The 21,621-nt window shown below is 45.9% G+C and carries 15 protein-coding genes and 2 pseudogenes; 3 read left to right on the top strand and 14 right to left on the bottom strand.

What is annotated here, in order from left to right:
* Window positions 1–24: 24 nt before the first annotated feature.
* The 8 genes and pseudogenes from DXA20_RS07070 to DXA20_RS07035 form a co-directional block, all read right to left on the bottom strand.
* The gene (locus DXA20_RS07070; protein WP_243100572.1) at window positions 25–2,067 is read right to left on the bottom strand and encodes a beta-galactosidase; all 2,043 of its coding nucleotides are present in this window, start codon (window positions 2,065–2,067) and stop codon (window positions 25–27) included.
* Between the two features lie 137 nt (window positions 2,068–2,204).
* Window positions 2,205–4,187, bottom strand: a complete 1,983-nt coding sequence (gene uvrB, locus DXA20_RS07065) for an excinuclease ABC subunit UvrB (protein WP_118559784.1) — start codon at window positions 4,185–4,187, stop codon at window positions 2,205–2,207.
* A 174-nt stretch (window positions 4,188–4,361) separates the two neighbouring features.
* Window positions 4,362–5,326: pseudogene (locus DXA20_RS07060) on the bottom strand (carbohydrate kinase family protein).
* Between the two features lie 20 nt (window positions 5,327–5,346).
* A complete protein-coding gene (locus DXA20_RS07055) occupies window positions 5,347–6,810 on the bottom strand; it encodes a glycoside hydrolase family 32 protein (protein WP_118559783.1) in 1,464 nt (487 codons plus the stop codon).
* A gap of 70 nt (window positions 6,811–6,880) precedes the next feature.
* A complete protein-coding gene (locus DXA20_RS07050) occupies window positions 6,881–7,978 on the bottom strand; it encodes an ABC transporter ATP-binding protein (RefSeq protein WP_022305141.1) in 1,098 nt (365 codons plus the stop codon).
* Between the two features lie 3 nt (window positions 7,979–7,981).
* Window positions 7,982–8,833, bottom strand: coding sequence for a carbohydrate ABC transporter permease (locus tag DXA20_RS07045; protein ID WP_118559782.1), 852 nt, complete (start codon window positions 8,831–8,833; stop codon window positions 7,982–7,984).
* A gap of 108 nt (window positions 8,834–8,941) precedes the next feature.
* The gene (locus tag DXA20_RS07040; protein WP_243100571.1) at window positions 8,942–9,682 is read right to left on the bottom strand and encodes a carbohydrate ABC transporter permease; all 741 of its coding nucleotides are present in this window, start codon (window positions 9,680–9,682) and stop codon (window positions 8,942–8,944) included.
* Between the two features lie 23 nt (window positions 9,683–9,705).
* Window positions 9,706–11,028, bottom strand: a complete 1,323-nt coding sequence (locus DXA20_RS07035) for an ABC transporter substrate-binding protein (protein WP_118559781.1) — start codon at window positions 11,026–11,028, stop codon at window positions 9,706–9,708.
* A 242-nt stretch (window positions 11,029–11,270) separates the two neighbouring features.
* Between DXA20_RS07035 and DXA20_RS07030 the strand changes: the two genes are divergently transcribed.
* The 3 genes and pseudogenes from DXA20_RS07030 to DXA20_RS18625 all read left to right on the top strand — a co-directional run bounded on the left by DXA20_RS07030 (window position 11,271) and on the right by DXA20_RS18625 (window position 14,220).
* Window positions 11,271–12,302 carry a substrate-binding domain-containing protein gene (locus DXA20_RS07030; protein ID WP_022305137.1) on the top strand — a complete coding sequence of 344 codons (1,032 nt, stop codon included), beginning with the start codon at window positions 11,271–11,273 and terminating at the stop codon, window positions 12,300–12,302.
* Between the two features lie 242 nt (window positions 12,303–12,544).
* Window positions 12,545–14,014, top strand: a pseudogene (locus DXA20_RS07025) (cellulase family glycosylhydrolase); the annotation flags it as partial.
* 23 nt (window positions 14,015–14,037) lie between these two features.
* Window positions 14,038–14,220 carry an RICIN domain-containing protein gene (locus DXA20_RS18625; RefSeq protein WP_442969685.1) on the top strand — a complete coding sequence of 61 codons (183 nt, stop codon included), beginning with the start codon at window positions 14,038–14,040 and terminating at the stop codon, window positions 14,218–14,220.
* 105 nt (window positions 14,221–14,325) lie between these two features.
* Here DXA20_RS18625 and DXA20_RS07020 read toward each other — a convergent pair whose 3' ends face one another.
* The 6 genes from DXA20_RS07020 to DXA20_RS06995 all read right to left on the bottom strand — a co-directional run bounded on the left by DXA20_RS07020 (window position 14,326) and on the right by DXA20_RS06995 (window position 21,592).
* The gene (locus tag DXA20_RS07020) at window positions 14,326–16,470 is read right to left on the bottom strand and encodes a SulP family inorganic anion transporter (protein ID WP_243100570.1); all 2,145 of its coding nucleotides are present in this window, start codon (window positions 16,468–16,470) and stop codon (window positions 14,326–14,328) included.
* A gap of 116 nt (window positions 16,471–16,586) precedes the next feature.
* Window positions 16,587–17,114 carry a nitroreductase gene (locus DXA20_RS07015; RefSeq protein WP_022305133.1) on the bottom strand — a complete coding sequence of 176 codons (528 nt, stop codon included), beginning with the start codon at window positions 17,112–17,114 and terminating at the stop codon, window positions 16,587–16,589.
* A gap of 108 nt (window positions 17,115–17,222) precedes the next feature.
* Window positions 17,223–18,281 carry a DnaJ C-terminal domain-containing protein gene (locus DXA20_RS07010; RefSeq protein ID WP_118559800.1) on the bottom strand — a complete coding sequence of 353 codons (1,059 nt, stop codon included), beginning with the start codon at window positions 18,279–18,281 and terminating at the stop codon, window positions 17,223–17,225.
* 278 nt (window positions 18,282–18,559) lie between these two features.
* Entirely contained in the window at window positions 18,560–20,059 is a 1,500-nt protein-coding gene (locus DXA20_RS07005) for a Na+/H+ antiporter NhaC family protein (protein WP_118559778.1), read from the bottom strand.
* Window positions 20,060–20,242: 183 nt separating this feature from the next.
* Window positions 20,243–20,803 carry a DUF3877 family protein gene (locus DXA20_RS07000; RefSeq protein WP_118559777.1) on the bottom strand — a complete coding sequence of 187 codons (561 nt, stop codon included), beginning with the start codon at window positions 20,801–20,803 and terminating at the stop codon, window positions 20,243–20,245.
* An 18-nt stretch (window positions 20,804–20,821) separates the two neighbouring features.
* Window positions 20,822–21,592 (bottom strand): tRNA threonylcarbamoyladenosine dehydratase, encoded by a 771-nt coding sequence (locus tag DXA20_RS06995; RefSeq protein ID WP_118559776.1) that lies wholly within the window; start codon window positions 21,590–21,592, stop codon window positions 20,822–20,824.
* Between the last annotated feature and the right edge of the window lie 29 nt (window positions 21,593–21,621).

Raw genomic sequence — 21,621 nt, 5'->3', positions numbered from 1 at the left:
GGGTTTCCCCTTATCCGACATCAGCTATATACGCTTTCCCTTTGCACATATCTTATCAATCTTCATCTCAAACGGCTTCAATGAACATATGTTACCCTCCAGAGATATACTTTGCGGTTTGTCACTGTTATTAAATACAAATCTCCAGGCCGTATCCTGCTTCTGCCGATATGTAATTTCTACGCCAAGCGGCAGATCATCCCGGAAGCTCAGCTTCTGCTCCTGTGCCATACGAGCCGCAAGCGCCATATAGAATGTACGGTCCGGCACGGTTCCTACATAATATACGCAGCCTTTGCCATATGTGTTTACTGTTACTGCCGGCTGCCCCGCATAATACTGATCTCCATAGACCGCCAGAACCTCTGCCGTGTCTGCTTCCAGTATATCACACCAGCGCTTATATGTGGCATCCTGATGCTCCGTCTGCAGTGAAGAAGCATCCTCCCTCAAAAACGAATTTGTACAGATTTGACCATACTGTCCACGAAGCTGTGCATCAGTAATCCGCAGCTTCCCTGTCCGCGCTCCAGCGGCATTGTATTCCGTCACGTGCACGCCAGCAAGTTCTTTATATATAGTAGGAAGACTGTCCATGATACACTGATTAGAGAGGTTCTTCACCCCCGAGCGGTTCGTCAAAAGCACCGTTCCTCCCTGCTTTGCAAAATTCTCCAGTTTCTTCACGGTTCCGGAATGTTCAATGAGCATTGTCGGAGCAAGTACAATATCATATCCGTCAAACGATGCTCTCTCGTCAATAATATCTACACCAACGCCAATGCCGGTAAAACCGTCGTGAAGACACTTTAACTGCTCCAGATAATACATGCCCTCTGCCTGATGCTGCAGCTTGAAACCATATTCATTATCGGAGCTGTAAAGTAACGCCACACGATTGACCACCTCAGAGCCATCCAACTCCTGAAGCTGCTTTATCGTCTGCCCCAGCTCTTTAAATTCCTGATAGCGCCTTCCCGGCACATTGCTGTGATCCAGGATTCCGTGCCAGTACATTTCTGCACCTGACACGGCGGTGCGCCAGCGAAAATGAATCACGGCGTCCGCTCCATGCGCTACCGCCTGCAGTGCATACCCTTTGATCATCCCGGGTACCGGCATGGCTGACATAGGCATCCAGCTTCCCACCGCACCGCTTAACTGCTCCATGATCCAGAAATTCTTCTGCAAGATTCCGCGCATAAGATCCAGATGAAACGCATGGGAATACAGTTCCTGTGAATCTGTCGGAATCATCGTTGTCGGATAATTGTCATAAGAAACAAAGTCCAGATTATGGAACAGGTCATAAAAGTCCGGCATATTTTCACACAGCCAGCTATTGGTTGTAATCTGCGCCTTCGGATCCAGCGAATGGATCAGCTTTCTCTGAAATTCAAGATATGCTACCGTACTATCGGAAGCATATCGATTATAATCAAGCGTCAATGACGGATTCTGCCACTTGATGAAATCTCCCATCGGCGGCTTCACCTGAGAAAAAGAAGAATACTCTCCGCTCCAGACGCTGTTGCCATACGCCTGATCGATCTGTTCCGTTGTACCGTACTTCTCCTTCATCCAGTCACGAAACGCCTCCTCGCACACTGCACAGCGGCAATGGTTCGCCTCCAGCTCATTGTCGATCTGGTATCCGATCACCGCCTCCTCATTCCGGTAATGATCTACCAATTGGCGAATGATACGCTCACACAGTGTCCGATAAACGGGACTGTTCATGCAGCGGTGTCCACGGATTCCGATGGAGATCCTTCTTCCGTCTGTTCCAACCTGAATGATCTCAGGATATTTCTCAAATGCCCACAACGGAGGGGTGCAGGTTGGTGTACACAAAAATACCTGAATCCCTCTGTCCTTAAAAACGGACACTGCATGGTCGAGCCATTCAAACCGGAAATCTCCCTCCTCCGGCTCCAGACGGCTCCATGCAAACTCCGCCATCCGGACAAGCTTCACACCGCATTCCTTCATATGGTCTGCATCCTGCTCCCACATCTCCTCCGGCCACTGCTCCGGATAATAATCAACCCCCAGTAAAATTCCCATATTCGTCCTCCACAAAAAACCTATACCGTGATATCGGGGGCAAAATGCATTTTTCAACGGATGACATGGATTGCTCCATCGTCAGGCAATTTGTATGTAAGCATACATTGCTATCTGCTTTTGTCCCTTACATCATGCTACTCATTCATATGCTTCCTGATCTCCAGCATCTGGTCACGCAGACTTGCCGCCAGCTCGAAGTTTAACTCGGCAGCCGCTGTGTTCATCTTCTTTTTGATCTTGCGGACAAGCTGCTCTAATTCCTTCTGATTCATTGATTCGATATCCTTCTGGATATCACCGGTTTCTGTCTCCTCGACCTTCTTCGAAATCCGGATCAGATCCCGGACTGCTTTCTTGATCGTCTGCGGTGTAATACCATGCTCCTCGTTATATTTCTGCTGGATGCTGCGACGACGGTTCGTCTCATTGATCGCATTGCGCATGGAATCCGTCATAACATCCGCATACATGATCACATGACCCTCTGCATTTCGTGCAGCTCGTCCGATGATCTGAACCAACGCGATCTCTGAACGCAGGAATCCCTCCTTATCTGCATCCAGGATTGCCACCAGAGCAATCTCCGGAATATCCAGTCCCTCTCGGAGCAGATTGATTCCCACCAGCACATCAAACACATCCATACGCATGTCGCGAATGATCTCCGAACGCTCCAGCGTATCAATATCCGAATGCAGATACTTTACACGGATGCCCGCCTCACGCAGATAATCCGTCAGATCCTCCGCCATCCGCTTCGTCAGCGTATTGACCATAACCTTATTGCCTGCCGCAATAGTACGGTTCACCTCGCCTAACAGATCATCGATCTGCCCCTCTACCGGACGTACGTCAATCTCCGGATCCAGCAGCCCTGTCGGCCGGATGATCTGCTCTACTCTCGCCAGCTCATGCTCGTCCTCATATACATTCGGTGTCGCAGAAACAAACATCATCTGATTGATATGCTGCTCAAACTCCTCAAAGTTCAGCGGACGGTTGTCTAACGCCGATGGCAGACGGAAACCGTAGTCTACCAGCGTCCTCTTTCTGGAACGGTCTCCGGCATACATACCGCGGATCTGTGGAATCGTCATATGAGACTCGTCCACCATAATAATAAAATCGTCTGGAAAATAATCCAGCAATGTATGCGGTGGTTCCCCTTCCTTCAATCCGGAAAGATGACGGGAATAGTTCTCAATACCGGAACAAAAGCCGGTCTCACGCATCATTTCGATATCAAAATTAGTCCGTTCAGAAATCCTCTGTGCCTCCAGAAGCTTATCCTCAGACCGGAAATACCGTACTCTGTCCTCCAGCTCCGCCTCAATGTCACGGATCGCACGCTCCATTGCTTCCTTATCCACAACATAATGAGATGCAGGAAACACAACCATATGCTCCAGCTCGGACAAAACCTCACCGGTCAGCACATCGATCTCCGTGATCCTGTCCACCTCATCGCCGAAAAATTCCACACGGATCGCGCGGTCAGACTCCGAAATCGGGAATACCTCCAGCACATCTCCGCGCACACGGAAGGTACCACGCTGAAAATCCATGTCATTCCTTGTGTACTGCATATCGATCAGACGGTGAATGACCTCATCCCGATCCTTGATCATGCCCGGTCGCAGTGACACGGTCATATTCTGGTAATCGATCGGACTTCCGAGACCATATATGCAGGACACACTCGCCACGATCACGACATCTCTCCGCTCCGTCAGTGCCGCCGTCGCCGAATGCCGTAGCTTATCGATCTCATCATTGATCGAGGAATCCTTCTCAATATATGTGTCCGAGGACGGTACATATGCCTCCGGCTGGTAATAATCATAATAGGATACAAAATACTCCACTGCATTCTCCGGGAAAAATTCCTTGAACTCGCCGTAGAGCTGCGCCGCCAGAGTCTTATTGTGCGCAATGACCAAAGTCGGTTTATTAAGCTTTGCAATGACATTTGCCATGGTAAATGTCTTACCGGAGCCGGTAACACCAAGCAAAGTCTGAAACTGATCGCCCTCCTCAAAGCCCCTGACCAGAGCGTCGATCGCCTCCGGCTGGTCCCCGGTAGGCTGGTATTCGGAATGTAATATAAAACGATCCATGATTGTCTGAACACCTCCAAGTCTCTCCGATTTGTGTCTTTCACTTTATAACAAAACAGGGAACAAATCTCTCCATGATGGCGATTCATTCCCTATGTATCTTTCATCATTCATAAAATCAGTATAGCATAGTATTATTGTCAATGCAACGAAATCATGAACATTTGTTCGATTTTATTCTTTTGTCAGCACGGAAATAATTTCTTCCCGCTTCGGCATCACCTTCAATGCCCCTTTGCGGGTGGTAATGATCGAAGATGCCGCATTGGCAAACCGAAGCATTTCATGCAGATCATCTTCCGTCAAAGAATCAAGTCCTTTTTCGAGAACAGCATTTAAAACGCACGCCATAAAGGTATCTCCCGCCCCTGTGGTCTCTATCGTGTCGTCCCGCAGAAACGGCTCGCAAAATACGCTTTTTCCCTGATAATATGCCTTGCTCCATGTTTTCCCATAGTTGCACATATTAATATCGGACGATTTTTTCTCAAAATTTCCGCAATGCCCTGATCAATATCCTTCTTACCGGTCAAAAAGGCGATTTCATCATCGGAAATCTTTAAGATATCGCACTGTCCGATTCCATACCACATTTGACGTGCGGCATCCTCCAGACTGTTCCATAGCGGTGGTCTTAAATTGGGATCAAAAGAGATAAGGGCACCTTCTTTTTGGGCATGCTGCACGGCTCTTTGGGTTGCATCCTTTACCTGCTCGTGCGTCATAGACAAGGTTCCAAAATGAAAAATCCTTGTCTGAGCAAGTTTCTCCTGCTGTACCTCCTCCCATCGTAGCATCATATCAGCTCCGGGATTTCTATAAAACGAAAACTCCCTGTCTCCGTCTTTCTTTGTATGAACAAAGGCTAACGTAGTATGCACCTCCGGATCTACAACAAGATTATCCGTATTGATTCCCTGTGTTTTTACTGCATCTGCCAGCATCCGTCCAAAAACATCATCCCCGACTTTTCCGATAAATGCCGTACTTTTTCCAAGATTTTGCAGCATGGACAATACATTACACGGAGCACCTCCGGGATTGACCTCCAAAACAGGATTTCCCTGTGTACTGATTCCATTTTCCGTAAAATCCACAAGTAATTCCCCTAATGCAGCCACGTCAAATTTTTTCATCATTTTCCTCCTATCTGCATACATCATGCCATTTCGCCGATAGATATATCATATTTATCAATATTGACAGCAACAGAACCATCACAGACAAAACTGATCTGATCGGCATCCAACGGAGTATAGAATGTCGTACTCATCACCTGTGCCCCATCATTTATAAAAATCTCTGCGGAATATTTATCCAGGATCATCCGAATCTTAACAACGTCACCCGAAACTTTGACCGGAACTTTTCTCTGTGCCAGTACATCACGGATCATTCCACAGTATGTCCTGTCAATTTCTATAGTTTTACCCGCACGGTCATAAGTAAATTTCGTAAAATGCTTTTCATTTTGTGCAAAGCAGATGTCAAACGAAGTATAATCGCCCTCCAAAAGTTCTACAGTCATATCCAGCACACGTCCCCGGATTCCTTCCTTCTGACATGTCCCTTTTATCGTACACTGGTCATAATGAACCGAGTTACTGTAGTATTTTTCCAACTCTCGGACCGGACTTTGCAATATCCGCCCGTTATCAAGACGAAGCTCTCTTGGAATAGTCATCATACATGCCCATTTCTGATCTGCCGGGCGAATATTGGCATCCCAGGTCTGCATCCATCCGATCAAAATACGCCGTCCATCCGCAGACAACATGGTCTGTGATGCGTAAAAGTCGAGGCCATCATCCAGAGAGTATACATGCGAATAATCAAATACATGCCGTCCCCTGTCGTAACTGCCGGTATAATATACTGCATTATTTCCATTATGAAACTCCGAACCGGCACACAGATCCTGCGGAGAAGCAAGCAGTATATATTCCCCGTCCAATTCAAAGAAATCCGGGCATTCCCACATAGTTCCAAGATTTCCGTTTTTATCCTCTGCCAGTACAGATACATACTCCCACTCAATGGCATTCTCCGAATGAAATAATACAACCTGCGGCTTTCCCTGGTCTGTTTTGTTTCCAACGACCATATAATATCCGTCATCTTCTTTCCAGATCTTCGGATCTCTGAAATGCTCTCTGCTAAACCCCTTCGGAAGCATGTCACCGGTCACTACCGGATTTTGCGCAAGTTTATTATATGCCTTTCCATCCCCCAAAGCAATACATTGATTCTGATACGTATATTTCTGCCCATCCTCCTCTTTTTCCATGACACCGGTATATACAAGAAGATGACCTTTCTCTGTCTCTATTCCTGAACCGGAAAAACAACCTGCTTCATCATACGCCTGATCCGGAGCCAATGCTGCCGGAAGTTCCGTCCATTTCACGAAATCCTCTGTTTCATAATGTCCCCAGTGCATCGGTCCCCACACTGTGCTGTAGGGATGAAACTGGTAAAACAAATGGGTCTTTCCCTGATATACCGAAAAGCCATTGGGATCGTTCATCCAGCCGCATGGCGGTGTTACATGGAACACCGGAAGCTCTTCTTTTGGAATGCGGTTCTGTTTAACATATTCATTTGCTTTTTTCAACTGATCCATATCTATACCTGTCCCTTTCCGGATGTCTGCGGTTCTACCCCTACAGACATCCGATTGTTTCATACCTTACCTACAGTTCGATCGCTTCTTCCGTATCGATATCAAAAAAGTGCATCCTATGCGGCACAAACACAAATTCTACCTTATCCCCCACTTTGCACAGCTCATATTTTGAAACCCTGGCAATCGTTACTGCTCCTCCAAATTCAAAATAGATATTATTTTCATTTCCCATGATCTCTGTATTATCAACAACTGCCTGCATCTTATTTTCTTTATAGATGTCCAGATTTTGTGGATCAAATTTAATGTCCTCTCCGCGAATTCCAAGTGTCATTCTTGTTCCATGCTTCTTTAACTTCTCAGCCATTTCCTGCTTCATGGTCAGCCGATTGCCATCTGAAAATACAATCTGTCCATCCTCAATGGAAACATCATAGAAATTCATCTGTGGTGAGCCGATAAATCCCGCCACAAATTTATTGACCGGTTTTTCGTACAGCTCCATTGGCTTACCAACCTGCTGTACAACACCCGCTTTCATGATCACAATACGGTCTGCCATGGTCATTGCTTCCACCTGGTCATGCGTAACGTAGATTGTAGTACTTCCAAGGCTGCGGTGAAGCTTGCTGATCTCATTTCTCATGCTGACACGAAGCTTTGCATCCAGATTAGACAGCGGCTCATCCATCAAAAATACCTTCTGATCCTTTACGATTGCTCTTCCAAGAGCAACTCTCTGCCTCTGGCCTCCGGACAGATTTTTCGGTTTACGGTTTCTATATTCCTCCAGTCCCAGAATATCAATTGCCCAGTCTACCTTTTTTTTGATCTCGTCAGCCGGTACCTTCATATTTTTCAGTCCATAGCCGATATTTTTCTCCACCGTCATATGAGGATATAACGCATAATTCTGAAATACCATAGAAATGCCTCGATCTCTTGGTGCGACCTCATTCATTCTCTTCCCATCAATATACAAATCTCCGGAAGTGATTTCTTCAAATCCCGCGATCATCCGCAGTGTCGTAGATTTTCCACAGCCGGATGGTCCAACAAATGCAATAAATTCTTTTTCATTGATCTCCAGATCAAAATCTGTCACTGCCTTTTTATCTGTACCCGGATACTGCTTGCATACTTTTTTTAATTCAATAAAACTCATAACTTAACCCTCCTTTGAACCTGTGGAAACAACTCCTTCCACAATCTGCTTTGAAAATAACGCATAAATGATGATAACCGGTATCGTTACCAGTGTAATGACAGCTAATGTCTGACCCATTGTTGTATTATCATTGGACGTGATCGCATTTAATCCGATCTGTGCCGTCAGAAGATCACTTGAAGTAAATACAAGAGATGGCCACAAATAATCGTTCCACACATTTAAAAATGTAAATACACTGACTGTTGCCACAACACTCTTAGACATTGGAAGCACCATAGTAAAGAAATACTTCACCGGACTGCAAAAATCCAACTGCGCCGCCTCGTAAACATCATCCGGAAGACTGACAAACACCTGCCGGAACAGGAATATATTAAATGGATTTACGATCATCGGAAGAACATACCCGATAATGTTATTTAAAAGTCCCAATTTTGCAATAAACAGGAAATGTATGGTAATGATCGTCTCCATCGGCACGATCATCAAAAGCATAATGATAAGAAGCCAGCGTTCCTTAAACGGAAAATTGATCTTGGCCAGTGCATAGCCTGCCAGCCCGTTTACAATGATTCCAAGCACGATCAATACCGCTGCATAAAGCAATGTGTTTGCCATATAACGAAGAAAGCTCGTGTTGGTCAGAATGGTAATATAATTGTCGAAAAAACTACCATTTAACGCCGGAGGAATAAACGCCGCCAGCGAATTCATATCTCTTGTGATCGCTGCATCTGTTTTAAAAGAATTAGCAAGCATCCATATTACAGGAAACAGAAAAAACAAGGACACGATAATCATAATGATAACAAGAATGATATTAATTCGTTTTTGCTTTTTTGTTAACATGTTTTTTTCCCTCCTTATCTTTGGTGAGGATTGTCTGGATCACCGTCAGGATCATTACGAAAAATGCAAATACGATCGCCATCGTGGATGCCAGTCCGATCTCCCAGTTTACCGTGCCGGTTCATAAATGTCATAAACCATGGTGTAAGTAGAATGAGATGGGCCTCCTCCCGTCATAACCATCGGCTGTACCAGCATACGGAACGCTCCGATCGTGATCGTGATCAGTACAAAAATACACAATGGCTTTAACTCCGGCAATGTGATATCTTTAAATTTCTGCCAACTGCTGGCATGATCCATTTCAGCAGCCTCATAAAGTGCCGGATTGATCTGCTGCAGTCCGCCCAAGAAGATCAACATCTGATAACCGACTCCCTGCCATGCACTCATAACAGCGATGGATGGCAGAGCCTGATCTGCACTATTGATAAACGGCTGTGCGTTGATTCCAATGTGTGCAAGAATGGAATTTAAAATTCCCTCCGGGCTGTAGATCTGCACCCAGAGTGTAGATACAACCGCCAGAGACATAACAACCGGAATAAAAAATGCCACCTTAAAATATGCCTTACAATACGTCACCTTATTGATCAGAAGTGCCAGTCCTAACGCTCCCAGTCCCTGTAACGGAACAATTATGATCACAAATTTCACGGTATTGGTAAATGCCTGCCGGAAATCATCGTCCTTGAATACCTGAAAATAATTATCCAACCCGGTAAAATGCGTCAGGCTTGGATTTAATGCAAAAAAGTCTGTAAAGCTAAATACCAATGTCAATATCATTGGCAGGAACAAAAACAATGTCAATAAGACAAGTGCCGGGCCAAAAAAGGCCATTCCCATAATTGATTCTCTTCTTTTTTTCATCATTCTAACGTATAACGCTTCAGCTTTGCGTTAATCCTTTCTACAGATTTATCCAGCTGCTCCTGTGGATCAAAACCACTCAGAACACAATTTTCCAGTACCTGCTGAAATGATGTACTTACCTGTGGATATGCAGGAGTCTTTGGCCTTGGATGACCATAGTTGCTTAATTGATAGTATAGCGCTTTGTAATTTTCGTCTTTTTGAAATACGTCGATTGTTTCATACGCTTCATATGTGGATGGAAATGATTTTGACTTTTCCCATAAGCGTTTTCCGCTGTCCACACCGCTCATCCATTTCACTAATTCGGTTGCTCCCTTGATATGTTTTGTCTTGGAAGAGGCTGCAAAAGCCCATGAACCGGTTGGAGCGTATCTCTCTCCGTTCCAGGAGTCCCCGACTACATATGGTGCCACACCAAAGGACACATCCGGATAGCTGGTATAAAGTGTATTAACCTCCCATGCACCATCAATCTTAAATGCTGCCCTGCCGCTTTCAAACAAATGATCGATCGGCACCTTTGACATATACTTATTCTTCAGCAACGACTGAAAATAAGATACTGTTTTTACATTTTCCTTCGAATCAAAGACACCATCCACGGAAAGTCCCGTCTCGTCCACCATATTTCCGCCATTTGACCAGAAAAACGGTGCATAATAATAGATGGTTGCCTCCCCCACCGGAAATGTCATATCAAGGGCATATCCATTCTTTTTATCTATAACCGGTTTCAGCTTTGCAAGAATGTCCAAAAACTGGGACTGAGTCCACGGATGATCTGCATCAGGTATGCTGATTCCTGCCTCTTTCAGTATGTCCTTATTATAGTACAGACCAACACTGGACTCCATTGCTCCCAGAGCGTACAGCTTGTCCTTGTAAGTTCCCTGATCGATAATAGACTGCAGGTAAACGGATTTTTCTTTCTCCGTCAGCTTTGCCAGAGGCTGAATAATCCCATTGGATGCATATGCTGCGATATTCGGTCCGTCTACCGTCAGCACATCCGGAAGGTCTCCCGACATGACGGATGCATTGATCTTATCAGAGTATCCTCCGCCACTGTCATTTCGCGGAATAAACTCAATATCCGCAAAATATGTTCCATCATACTTCTTGTTAAATGCATCAACTGCTTCCCGATAGCATCGGCCTTCATCGGTATCCTCAATGGAGTGTACCCATATGGACAGATACTGCTCTCCTTTATCATATCCGGCGATGCTTCCGGGCTTCGGCGTACTTTTCTGACATCCGGTCAGGCTGAGTGCAAGTACGCTCATGGCCAGAGCCGTTATCACACGTTTTCTCATTCTGTTCTCCTTTCTTTCGTCGTGTCTCTATAAGTGTTTCCGTTTGTGTAATCGGTAAAGTAACCGGTTACTTTGTGATTTAATAATACTATGATGCATATCGTTTGTCAACCATTTTTTTAAATTATTATAACCGGTTACGTTACCGGTTATTTTTTCATTGAATTCACGCCTCTGTTCTGCTATACTAAGGACAGATTTACAGCACGAAAATACACTCCCAACGCAGAAAGGCACAAAACATGGATAATAAAAAGAAAAAAGTCACCTTTGACGACATTGCAAAATATACTCACTTTTCCAAAACAACCATCTCCAGATATTTCAATAATCCTGATTCCCTTACATTAAAAAACCAGGAGATCATCGCACAGGCACTGGTCGATCTGGATTATCATGAGAACAAGCTCGCAAAAGTGCTGGCAAATGGCAAAAGCGAATTTGTCGGCATTCTGTTACCCAATTTATTCCTTCATTATTACTCAGAAATGTTAAACCAGATCTTATCTACTTATGAAACTTTTGGATATAAATTTCTGGTGTTTACCAGCAACGGCTCCGAGGAAACAGAACGAAAATACCTTCAGGAGCTGCTTGCTTACAAGATTGAGGGACTCATTGTGTTAAGCCACACAATCCCGTCGCAGGAATTGGCTTCTTATCACATTCCTGTCGTCACCATCGAACGGGAGGATGAATATGTAAACAGTATCAATACTGACAACTATATGGGAGCCGTGCAGGCTGCCAGTCTCCTTGTCAAAAACAACTGTGACATCCTGATCCACATCAATTCTGATGTTTCTCCGTCCGTCCCTTCTTACGGCCGTATCCAGGGTTTTCGCGATACCTGCCAGCAGTTCAATATCCGACACAAAATTATCCTTACAGATCTCGGCAACAGTTATCCGGAAACACAGCAGCACATTAGTGAGGTCTACAATCTGATCAAAGACAAATATCCGGATAAACGAAAAGGAATCTTTCTTGCCAATGACACCCATGCCAATATTTTTCTGAATCTGCTGATGAGAGATTATGGCACTCTTCCGGATGACTTCCGGATCATCGGGTATGATGATTCCCCAATTGCCTCCGAGGCAATTATCCCGATCAGCACTGTAGGACAGCAGATTGACAAGATTGCACATGAAGCCATGAAGCTGCTGGTTTCCCAGATGAATGAAATGAAAAAGCGTCGACCGGTTCCTCAGACCGAGATCATTCACAAAATGATCACACCGGTTTTGGTGAGACGAGATACAACAACGTAAGAGTCCAAAAACCTCTCCCAACCAGCAAAGTTGTACATACTACATTTCCAAATTTGTGCAATTTATCCGACTTAAATGTTATAGTAAATCATTTAAGTTGCAATATTTTTGTCATTTTTGCCGATTTTATCTTATGAATTGTTTTATATATGGTCATTTTGTACAAATCATGTTAACATTTATCTCAGGGTGAGCAAAACAAAAATATTTCGAAAAGGCAAAGCTTTTTCAAAGGAGGGTTTATGAGATTTAAAAAAATCTTTGCTGTTGTAATGGCGGCAGCTGTAACACTGTCCACGCTCAATGGTTTTCATGGTTTTTCTGCTCCAAGAACTGCAAAAGCTGCGAGCTTTGTTGATCTGAACCAGAGCCAGATCGCATCCGCAATGGGAGCCGGCTGGAACCTTGGAAATCAGCTGGAAGCATCCCTGAACGGAACGCCAAATGAAACATGCTGGGGTAATCCTACGATCAACGCCAATCTGATCAAGGCAGTAAAAAATGCCGGTTTTCGTTCCATCCGTATTCCGGTTTCCTATTTGGGCAAGATCAGCAGCAACTCAAGTTACACCATCGATTCATCGTGGTTAAACAGGGTACAGCAGGTAGTTGATATGTGTATTGCTAATGACCTGTATGTCATTATTAACATGCACGGCGATGGCTATCACTCTGTCGATGGCGGCTGGCTTTTCTGTGACGGTTCCAACCAGACTGCGATCCGTGCCAAATACAAAGCCTGCTGGAAACAGATCGCCACACGTTTCCGCTCATATGACCAGCACCTGATCTTCGAATCCATGAATGAAGAATTTGATGGCACTTACGGAACTCCAAACAGAACATATTATGAAAATATCAACCAGCTCAATCAGATCTTTGTAGATACCGTACGCACTTCCGGTGGAAACAATGCGAAGCGCTGGTTAATGCTCCCGGGCTGGAACACTAACATCAATTACACTGTAGGCGATTATGGTTTCCGGGTTCCTACCGACAACAACTGCACTGCCGGCGGAAAGCGCATCATGATCTCTGTTCATTATTATGATCCATGGGGCTTCTGCGGAGAAGAAAGCACCACGGCAACCCAATGGGGAAGCAAGGCAAACAACAGCTCAAAGGTTGATTCCTGGGGCGATGAGTCTTATCTGAAATCCCAGTTTAACAGTCTGTATAACAAATTCTGTAGCCAGGGATATCCGGTCGTGATCGGAGAATACGGTGCCATTGATAAATCTGCTTTCGATTCAAACAACACGGCATGTCGTGCAGAATTTGCTTCCAAAGTCTGCACTTACGCAAAGAAATACGGCTGTATTCCAATCTGGTGGGATAACGGTGCAACAGGCACATATGGTTTCGGTTTATTTAACCGCAGTACCGGTACAGTCACACAGCCAAAGATCATCAATGCCATCACTGCCGTGTATCCGTCCTCAGGCAATACCTCCGGTTCCACAAGCAGTATTGATACCAGCAAAACATATATGCTGAAAAACGTAAACAGTGGTCTGTATATGGATGTCTGCGGTGCGAAAGCGGTAAACGGTACAAATGTCATCCAGTACTCTGCTTCCAAAGCAAAAGCAAATAATACCTGGAAATTTGTTCCTGATGGAAAAGGATATTACAATATTTACTCCTGTCTGGGAGACGGCAGAACATTTCTTCTGGATGTTTCATGCAACAGCAGTGCAAACGGGACAAACATCGGGATTTATAAAAATACCAACTGCAGTGCCCAGCTTTACAAGCTTGTAAAAATTCTGACGGAAGCTACAGCATTTACACAAAGTCTTCCGGCTGTAAGAGTGTTGTCGAGATTGCTAATGCAAACCGCAGCAATAACGGCAATGTACAGCAATGGGTTTACAACGGACATAACTGTCAGAAATGGAATTTGATCGCACGGTAAAACTTTCCCCTGACACAGCAAACGACCTATTGGTCTTTCGGTCGCCGTACCACATGGTATGGCGACTTTTTATTGCATAATCTCTTCCCCTTAATGTGTTACCTTTCAACTGCTTTCTTCTCTCTTCTGACGAAGCTCCTGCTCCCACTGATGCAGTCTGCGCGCTCCTTCCGGATTCTGTTTTTCCAGTCTCTGTTCGAGCTTTTCCCGACGATGCTGAAGTTTCTCCAGAATCTCCGGATGCTCTCTGCCAATCTCCTCGCGAATATGGTGGCGACGTTTTTCCAGCAGTTCCAGGATAATCCGGCGATGATCCCTATCTGCCATTTTGTCCGGAAGCTCATCCATGTGAATCTCCATACGGCGCAGAAATTCATCCTCATCAATCGCCCCAAGTCCATGCCAATATTTGAGGCTGCTTTCGATACCCTGTTCTGCGATCTCCTCCCAGTCCGGCATGCAATGAATGCTGTCTAACACCTGATGAACACGCTTCTCGATCTGATCCACGGTCTCATCACCAAACGCCCACGCAAACTCCTCCAGTGTATTTTCTGTTTCCGCCGAAATATTTATGATGTGTCCGTTTTTTTGGATAGTGTATCCCTTTAAGGTATATGGTTCCAGATATCCGCTGTCATGAAGTGCCGCTGTAATTGTACGGCGCACATGTCCCTTCTCGATCATCCAGCCAATACCGAGCTGACGCATCTGCTCATTAACCGATGACATATGCTCTGTGATGTAGAAATGAATCCCCTGTTTTACAAAACGCTCACACATCATTTCCAACCGGTCTGCCGCTGTGATATCGATACTCGTCATCGCCCCGGCATCGACAATAACCACCTTTGTTTCATCCGAAATTCTGTTCTCAATATCTTCCTGAAAGGTCTTTACATTTGCAAAGAAAAGGCTTTCACTGAAACGGTAGATCACGACATGCTCAATCTCATGCGCATGACGGTTCTTGCTGCAGTCGTAAAAACCATCCCTTCCCGGGATCACCCCGAGAAATGCTCTCGGCGGATTGGTTGCTTTCAGCACAACGGCGATAAAGGAAAGAATAATTCCTATGATAACGCCGTAGATCGTTCCCAGAAGAAGTACGGCAAAAAATGCTGCCAGGAAAATATAGAATTCATTGCGGCTGACCCGGAATAAACGGACTGCCAGATCAAGCTCCACTACCTTCATCAATGCGGAAATCACGATCGCCGTCAATACCGGAACCGGAAGATATCCGATAAAGCCTGTTCCAAACAACAGAAGAAGTATCATCGCAATTCCCGCTGTCACTGATACCATCTGTGTTCTGCCGCCATACTGATCATTCATGGAGGTTCTTGAAATACTTCCATTGACCGGACAGCATCCCACCAGTGCCGATGCAATATTGCCCACGGCACAGGCAAGAATTTCCTGATTATCTTTTATTTTATAGCCATTGCGGAATGCAAAATTATTCTCCGAAAGAAGCGTTTCTGCCATGATCACGACAGCAACCATGAGTCCTCTGCCCGCTGCCTGCGAAAGATCCACTGACCGAAATTGTGGACACATAAGCTTCGGCAGCCCCGGCTCTACCGCCGATAAAAGACGTACTCCATACTGATCGATATGACCGAAACAGGTCAACAGCACGCCTGCTGCCATGACAACGATCACCATTGGAAATTTGGGCGCAAGCCTCCTTGCGATCACGATCACCGCCAGAGAACAAACACCAAGCAGCACAGAAGCACCGTTGATCTGATGCACCGCCTCAATGATCGCCCGGATAAGCTCCGGCAGTTCACCTGTTCCGGAACCTCCTCCGAGAATCTTTGGAATCTGCATCAGAATAATCGTCACCGCAATACCGCTGATAAAGCCTCCCATGACCGGAGTTGATATGTAATCTACCATCTTGCCCGCCTTGAGCAGAAAAAACAACAGAAGCCAGCATCCGGCAAACAACGCCGTCATCGGAATAAATGACATCGCCTCCGGTGACTGTGCCTGCAGACCAAGCCCTGCTGCAGCCGCACCTATGATCGCCGCGGGTGCCGCATCCACACCAAAAATAAACTGGGGAGATGTCGTAAACATCGCAAAAAATAAAATCGGCAATACCGATCCATATAGTCCATAGACCGGCGGAAGTCCGGAGACCTCCGCGTAACCCATGGATATCGGGATCGAAACTGCCGCAATGATTATGCCTGCCAGAATGTCCTTTGGCAGATAATTTAATTTATAATTTTTCATTGTCCGGAAAATCTTCATGTTTATAACCCGTATGCCCTTCCATGCAGATATCGGTCACATATATGTCCTCTATTTCGTACATATATGCAGCTTAACAATAGAGAATTACTTTCTGTTTATTCTACATAATATACATAATCGTCCTTGCGTGGTGCTGCCTCCGGCTCATCGCCGTCCATATAGCCGATCACACAATGACCGATGCCTTCATAATCTCCCTCAATTCCCAGAGATTTTAAGATTGCCTTTCCTTCTTCGCTTTCAAACTCTTCCTTGGCACGATGGATCCAGCAGCTGCCAAGACCTGCATCCTTCGCTGCAAGCATGAGATTTCCCATCACAAGGCTTCCGTCATACACATGCGTTGGCATCTTTTTATCTGCCAGCACGATCAGCACAACCGGAGCACCGTAAAACGGATCTGTTCCCTCTGCTGCTCCCATGATCCGGGCGTTCATACGGGAAAGCTTATCCCGCACCTCTTTATTTAATACAGCAACAATGATCGGGGACTGCTTTCCTCTTCCGGTTGCCGCATAAGTTCCTGCCTCGATCACGCGGTCGATCAATTCTCTCTCCGGCATCTTATCCTGAAATTTACGAATACTTCTTCTTGTTCGGATCGTCTTCATTGTTTCACTCATATACATCTTCCTTTCTTCTCTATCATTCCTATTTGCAATCTGCGGACGAAAAACTGCTGTCGCGATGTTTGCGTTTGCGGATAGCTTTTTTATTATTCTACGGTTCCTTTATGCGGCACTGCCTCTCTGACCGGACCTGTCTCTGTCACAGATCTGCTGAAATTCCCTCAGTTTCTGCTTTGCCTGCTGACTCAGATCCTTCGGCACCTTAACCTGCACCGTCACATACTCATCCCCGTGAACTGATGCATCCTTCATAGACACAATACCCTTTCCGCGAAGCCTGATCTTGCTGCCTGCCTGCGTCCCCTCCGGAATGCGGCACATGACTCTTCCATTTAACGTATCCACCGGTGCTTCGCCGCCAAAAACTGCCGTTGTAAAAGGCACCTCAATCTGAGTATATATATCCATTCCCTTTCTGTCAAATCCGGGCTTTGACCGGACATGCACCTTTAAGAACAGATCTCCGTCAGGACCGCCTCCATATCCCGGCATGCCTTTGCCGCGCAGACGCACACTCATTCCGTCATTTACTCCGGCAGGAATGTGTACCTGCAGAGACTTCCTCTGACCGGAGCCATCCTGTGACACAAGATGAATGATCTTATCACAGCCAAACGCCGCCTCCTCAAAGGTAATATCCGTCTGTGCCTCCAGGTCGTCTCCCTTTGCCGAGTCTGCACTCCGGCGAAAACCGCCAAAGCCGCTGCCAAAACCACCGCTTTGATGAAAGCTGCCGCCAAAGCCACCACTGTCCTGTCCGTGAAATCCGGTTCCCTGCGACTTGCCATGAAACATGCCGCCGAAAATATCATCAAAGATGTCGTCCATATTGCCACCCTCAAAATGATATTCGTGATAGCCGCCTGTCCCAAAATCGGGACCGCCATAGCTCTGATAAAAATGCTGTCCGCTCTGCGGACCGGCACCGCCCTCCTCAAATGCTGCAAAACCATATTGGTCGTACAGCTTTTTCTTTTCTGCATCACTGAGCACATTATATGCTTCTGTAACTTCCTTAAAATTTTTCTCTGCCTCTTTATCGCCCGGATTCACGTCCGGATGATACTTCTTGGCAAGCTTACGGTATGCTTTTTTGATTTCCTTCTCATCCGCTCCTTTCCGGATACCAAGGACATCATAATAATCTCGTTTCTTCATCATCCTCACCTCCGAATAAAACGGGCAAAACAAACGTTTTGCTCTGCTTTTTGCTGCATCAGGGACATTGTCCTGCGCAATAAACATATACAGAAAAGAGGCATACGAATCTGTTCGCATCCCTCCAAGGCTGTTAATAGGGTGATAAACCATCCAATATATCAACCCTGCTGTATTGCATTTTTACTTTCGATTATGTTATACCACTTATTTTAGCACTCGTCAAGTCTGTTGGCTAATAATTATTCCATCAATAAAAAATCTGTCAGATAAATAATCTCCTACGCTTTCTTCTGAAGCCATATCCGCATCGCCGTCAGCACCGCCAGCAGGATTGCCGCGCTTAAGATCAGAACAACCCACCAGATCTGGATGAATGCCGCCAGTATATAGCCAACCACGCAGACTGCCGCCACGACAGCCGCATACGGAAGCTGCGTTGAAACATGATTCATATGATTACACTGCGCTCCCGCCGAGGACATAACCGTGGTGTCCGAAATCGGGGACACATGATCGCCGCATACCGCACCTGCCAGTACCGCAGACACCGAAATGATCATCATCTCCATATGTCCCTGCTCCGGGAACATTGCAATTACGATCGGTACAAGAATTGCGAAGGTTCCCCAGCTCGTTCCGGTCGAAAACGCCAGAAAGATTGCAATAATAAATATGATCATCGGTATAAACATACTTGCCGAAGCATTCTGTCCGACAACACTTTTCACAAATGTACTGATCTCGAGATGATCACCAATTCCCTTCAGCGCCCACGCAAAGGTCAGGATCGCCATGGCAGGAACCATCAGACGAAATCCCTCCACAAAGCTTTCCATGAAATCGGCAAAGTTCAGAACCTTTCTCGGAAGATACCAGATCAAACAGAAAAGGATCGTGACAAGTCCTGCAAAGATCAGGCTCCGCTCAGAGTCACAGCCGGAGAACGCAGCGACCACATTCGTTGCTCCTCCTAAATATCCGGTATAGATCATGGCACCGATCGCAGATACGATCAGAAGCACTACCGGAAGAACCAGATCGGCAACACGTCCCTTTTCGTTAACCTCTTCCTGCTTCTCCTCCTTCAGTGCATCCTCTCCGGACGTAAACAGATCACCACGCTCCGCATTGATCTCATGTTTCTTCATCAAACCGAAATCAAAACCGGTGAGGATCAGATAAAACACCATCAAAAGGGTCAGGATTGCATACAGATTGTACGGAATCGTCCGCAGAAACAGACTGAAGCCCGTCAGCGAGGATCCCTTCGGCACATAGGAATTGACAGCCGCCGCCCAACTTGAGATCGGTGCAATAATGCAGACCGGCGCTGCCGTGGCATCAATAATATAAGCAAGCTTTGCTCTGGACACCTTGTACCGGTCGGTCACCGGACGCATCACCGAGCCAACCGTCAGACAGTTAAAATAATCATCCACGAAAATAAGTACGCCAAGCCCCATCGTCGCCAAAAGTGCAACCTTTTTGTTTTTGATCTTGGAGATCGCCCATTTTCCGTAAGCCGCCGAACCGCCGGAGCGGGACATCAGCACGACAATCATACCAAGCATTACCAGGAAAAACAAAATATTGATATTCATGCTGTCCTTGATGGTATCAAAGATCACGGTGAATGCAGTCCACGGATGAAACTGCGCATACATAAAGCTTCCTACTACAATTCCCACAAACAGTGAACTGTAAACCTCTTTTGTGATCAAAGCAAGCATGATCGCCAGGATCGGTGGCAGCAATGACCATATAGTACCTGTAAACATAATTTACCTCTTTCTATTTTCAAATTTCGCCCATAATGAATTTTCGCAACGCTCCGGCAAAAGGTTCGAAAAAGCTTCGCTTTTTCTCACTCGCGGGCACGTTCACATATTGATCTGCCAGCTACCAGATGCAAGCATCGGCATCTGGCAATCTCTATGTTCACTTTTGCCTTCGCGCACGATTTAAGAACGCACGACTGGTGTGACCTCCCCAAAATCAAAGTCCACATAATCCTCCGGGGTAAACCGGTGATAGATCACGTGGCAGCCCTCGAAGGTGATGCAATAGCGGTAATCATTCGGCTTACTGTCCCGAAAATAGAACACATAATCAAAATCATCCCCTGCATAACTGCCCTCAAACACCTGATCCGAATACTGTGCAAAAAGCGTTTCCACATCCTTCAGAGTACAGCCATGACGGGCGATCGTCTCTATAAATTTCACCAGGAAATCATCCTCTTCCTGATGCTCATGGACATACTCCACTCCCTCCGGTGGAATCTGAATGCAAAATCTTTCTTTTTGGGAAGATGCTGTAATCCCGCCAAAATGCGCTCTTGTGGCCTCTGAAAACTCCTTCATCTTCTCCAACATTTCCTCTTCCGTACAATCTACCTCCAGCAGATGATTCAGAGAGGATAACGGATAATACAGACGCAAAAGCTCCTTACGATAACCAAGCTTCACCTGCTCCTCCAGGATCAGGTCTCTCAGATTTTTTTCTAACTTTTCAATATTCATAATCGGATATCATCCCTTCTATTCTTGAACCGGCAACGGACCTGCCAGATCCTTCACAACCTCTCCGGCAATAATCAGTCCCGCTACAGATGGGACAAATGCCACACTACCAGGAATATCGCGGCGCTCTGTGCATTTGTGCTTTGCTCCCGGCGGACAGATGCAGTTTGTCCTGCAGCTGATACTCATATCCTCCAAAGGGCGAATCGACTTCTCAGTAGAGAAAACCACCTTCAGATCCTTGACATTTCTTTTGCGAAGCTCCCGGCGCATGACTCTCGCCAGAGGACAGATCGTCGTATCGTAAATATCTGCCACCTGAAACTTCGTCGGATCCAGCTTATTGCCTGCCCCCATGCTGCTGATCACCGGGGTGCCGGTCTGCTTCGCACGCATAATGATCTCCAGCTTCGCTGTCACTGTATCCACAGCATCTACCACATAAGAATACTCTGAGAAATCAAATTCATCGGCATTTTCCGGCAGATAAAAGCACTGTCTGACCTCCACCTGCGCCTGCGGATTAATATCCAGAATGCGGTCACGCATCACGTCTGTTTTATATTTGCCCACTGTACTGCGTGTGGCAATGATCTGACGATTCAGATTCGTCAGACATACCTTATCGTCATCCACCAATACAAAAGAACCGACACCACTTCTGGCAAGCGCTTCCACCACATAGCCGCCAACTCCTCCGATGCCAAAAACAGCCACTTTCGCCTCTGCCAGCCGGTCAATTCCTTCCTTTCCCAATAAAAGCTGTGTTCTAGAAAACTGATTTAACATATGAATCCTGTATTCCTTTCCTTCTATGA

The sequence above is a fragment of the Roseburia sp. AM59-24XD genome (genome assembly GCF_003478445.1).
Lineage (GTDB): Bacteria > Bacillota > Clostridia > Lachnospirales > Lachnospiraceae > Jutongia.
The sequence above is the reverse complement of the archived record's forward strand: the minus strand, read 5'-3'. Positions and strand labels throughout refer to the sequence as shown.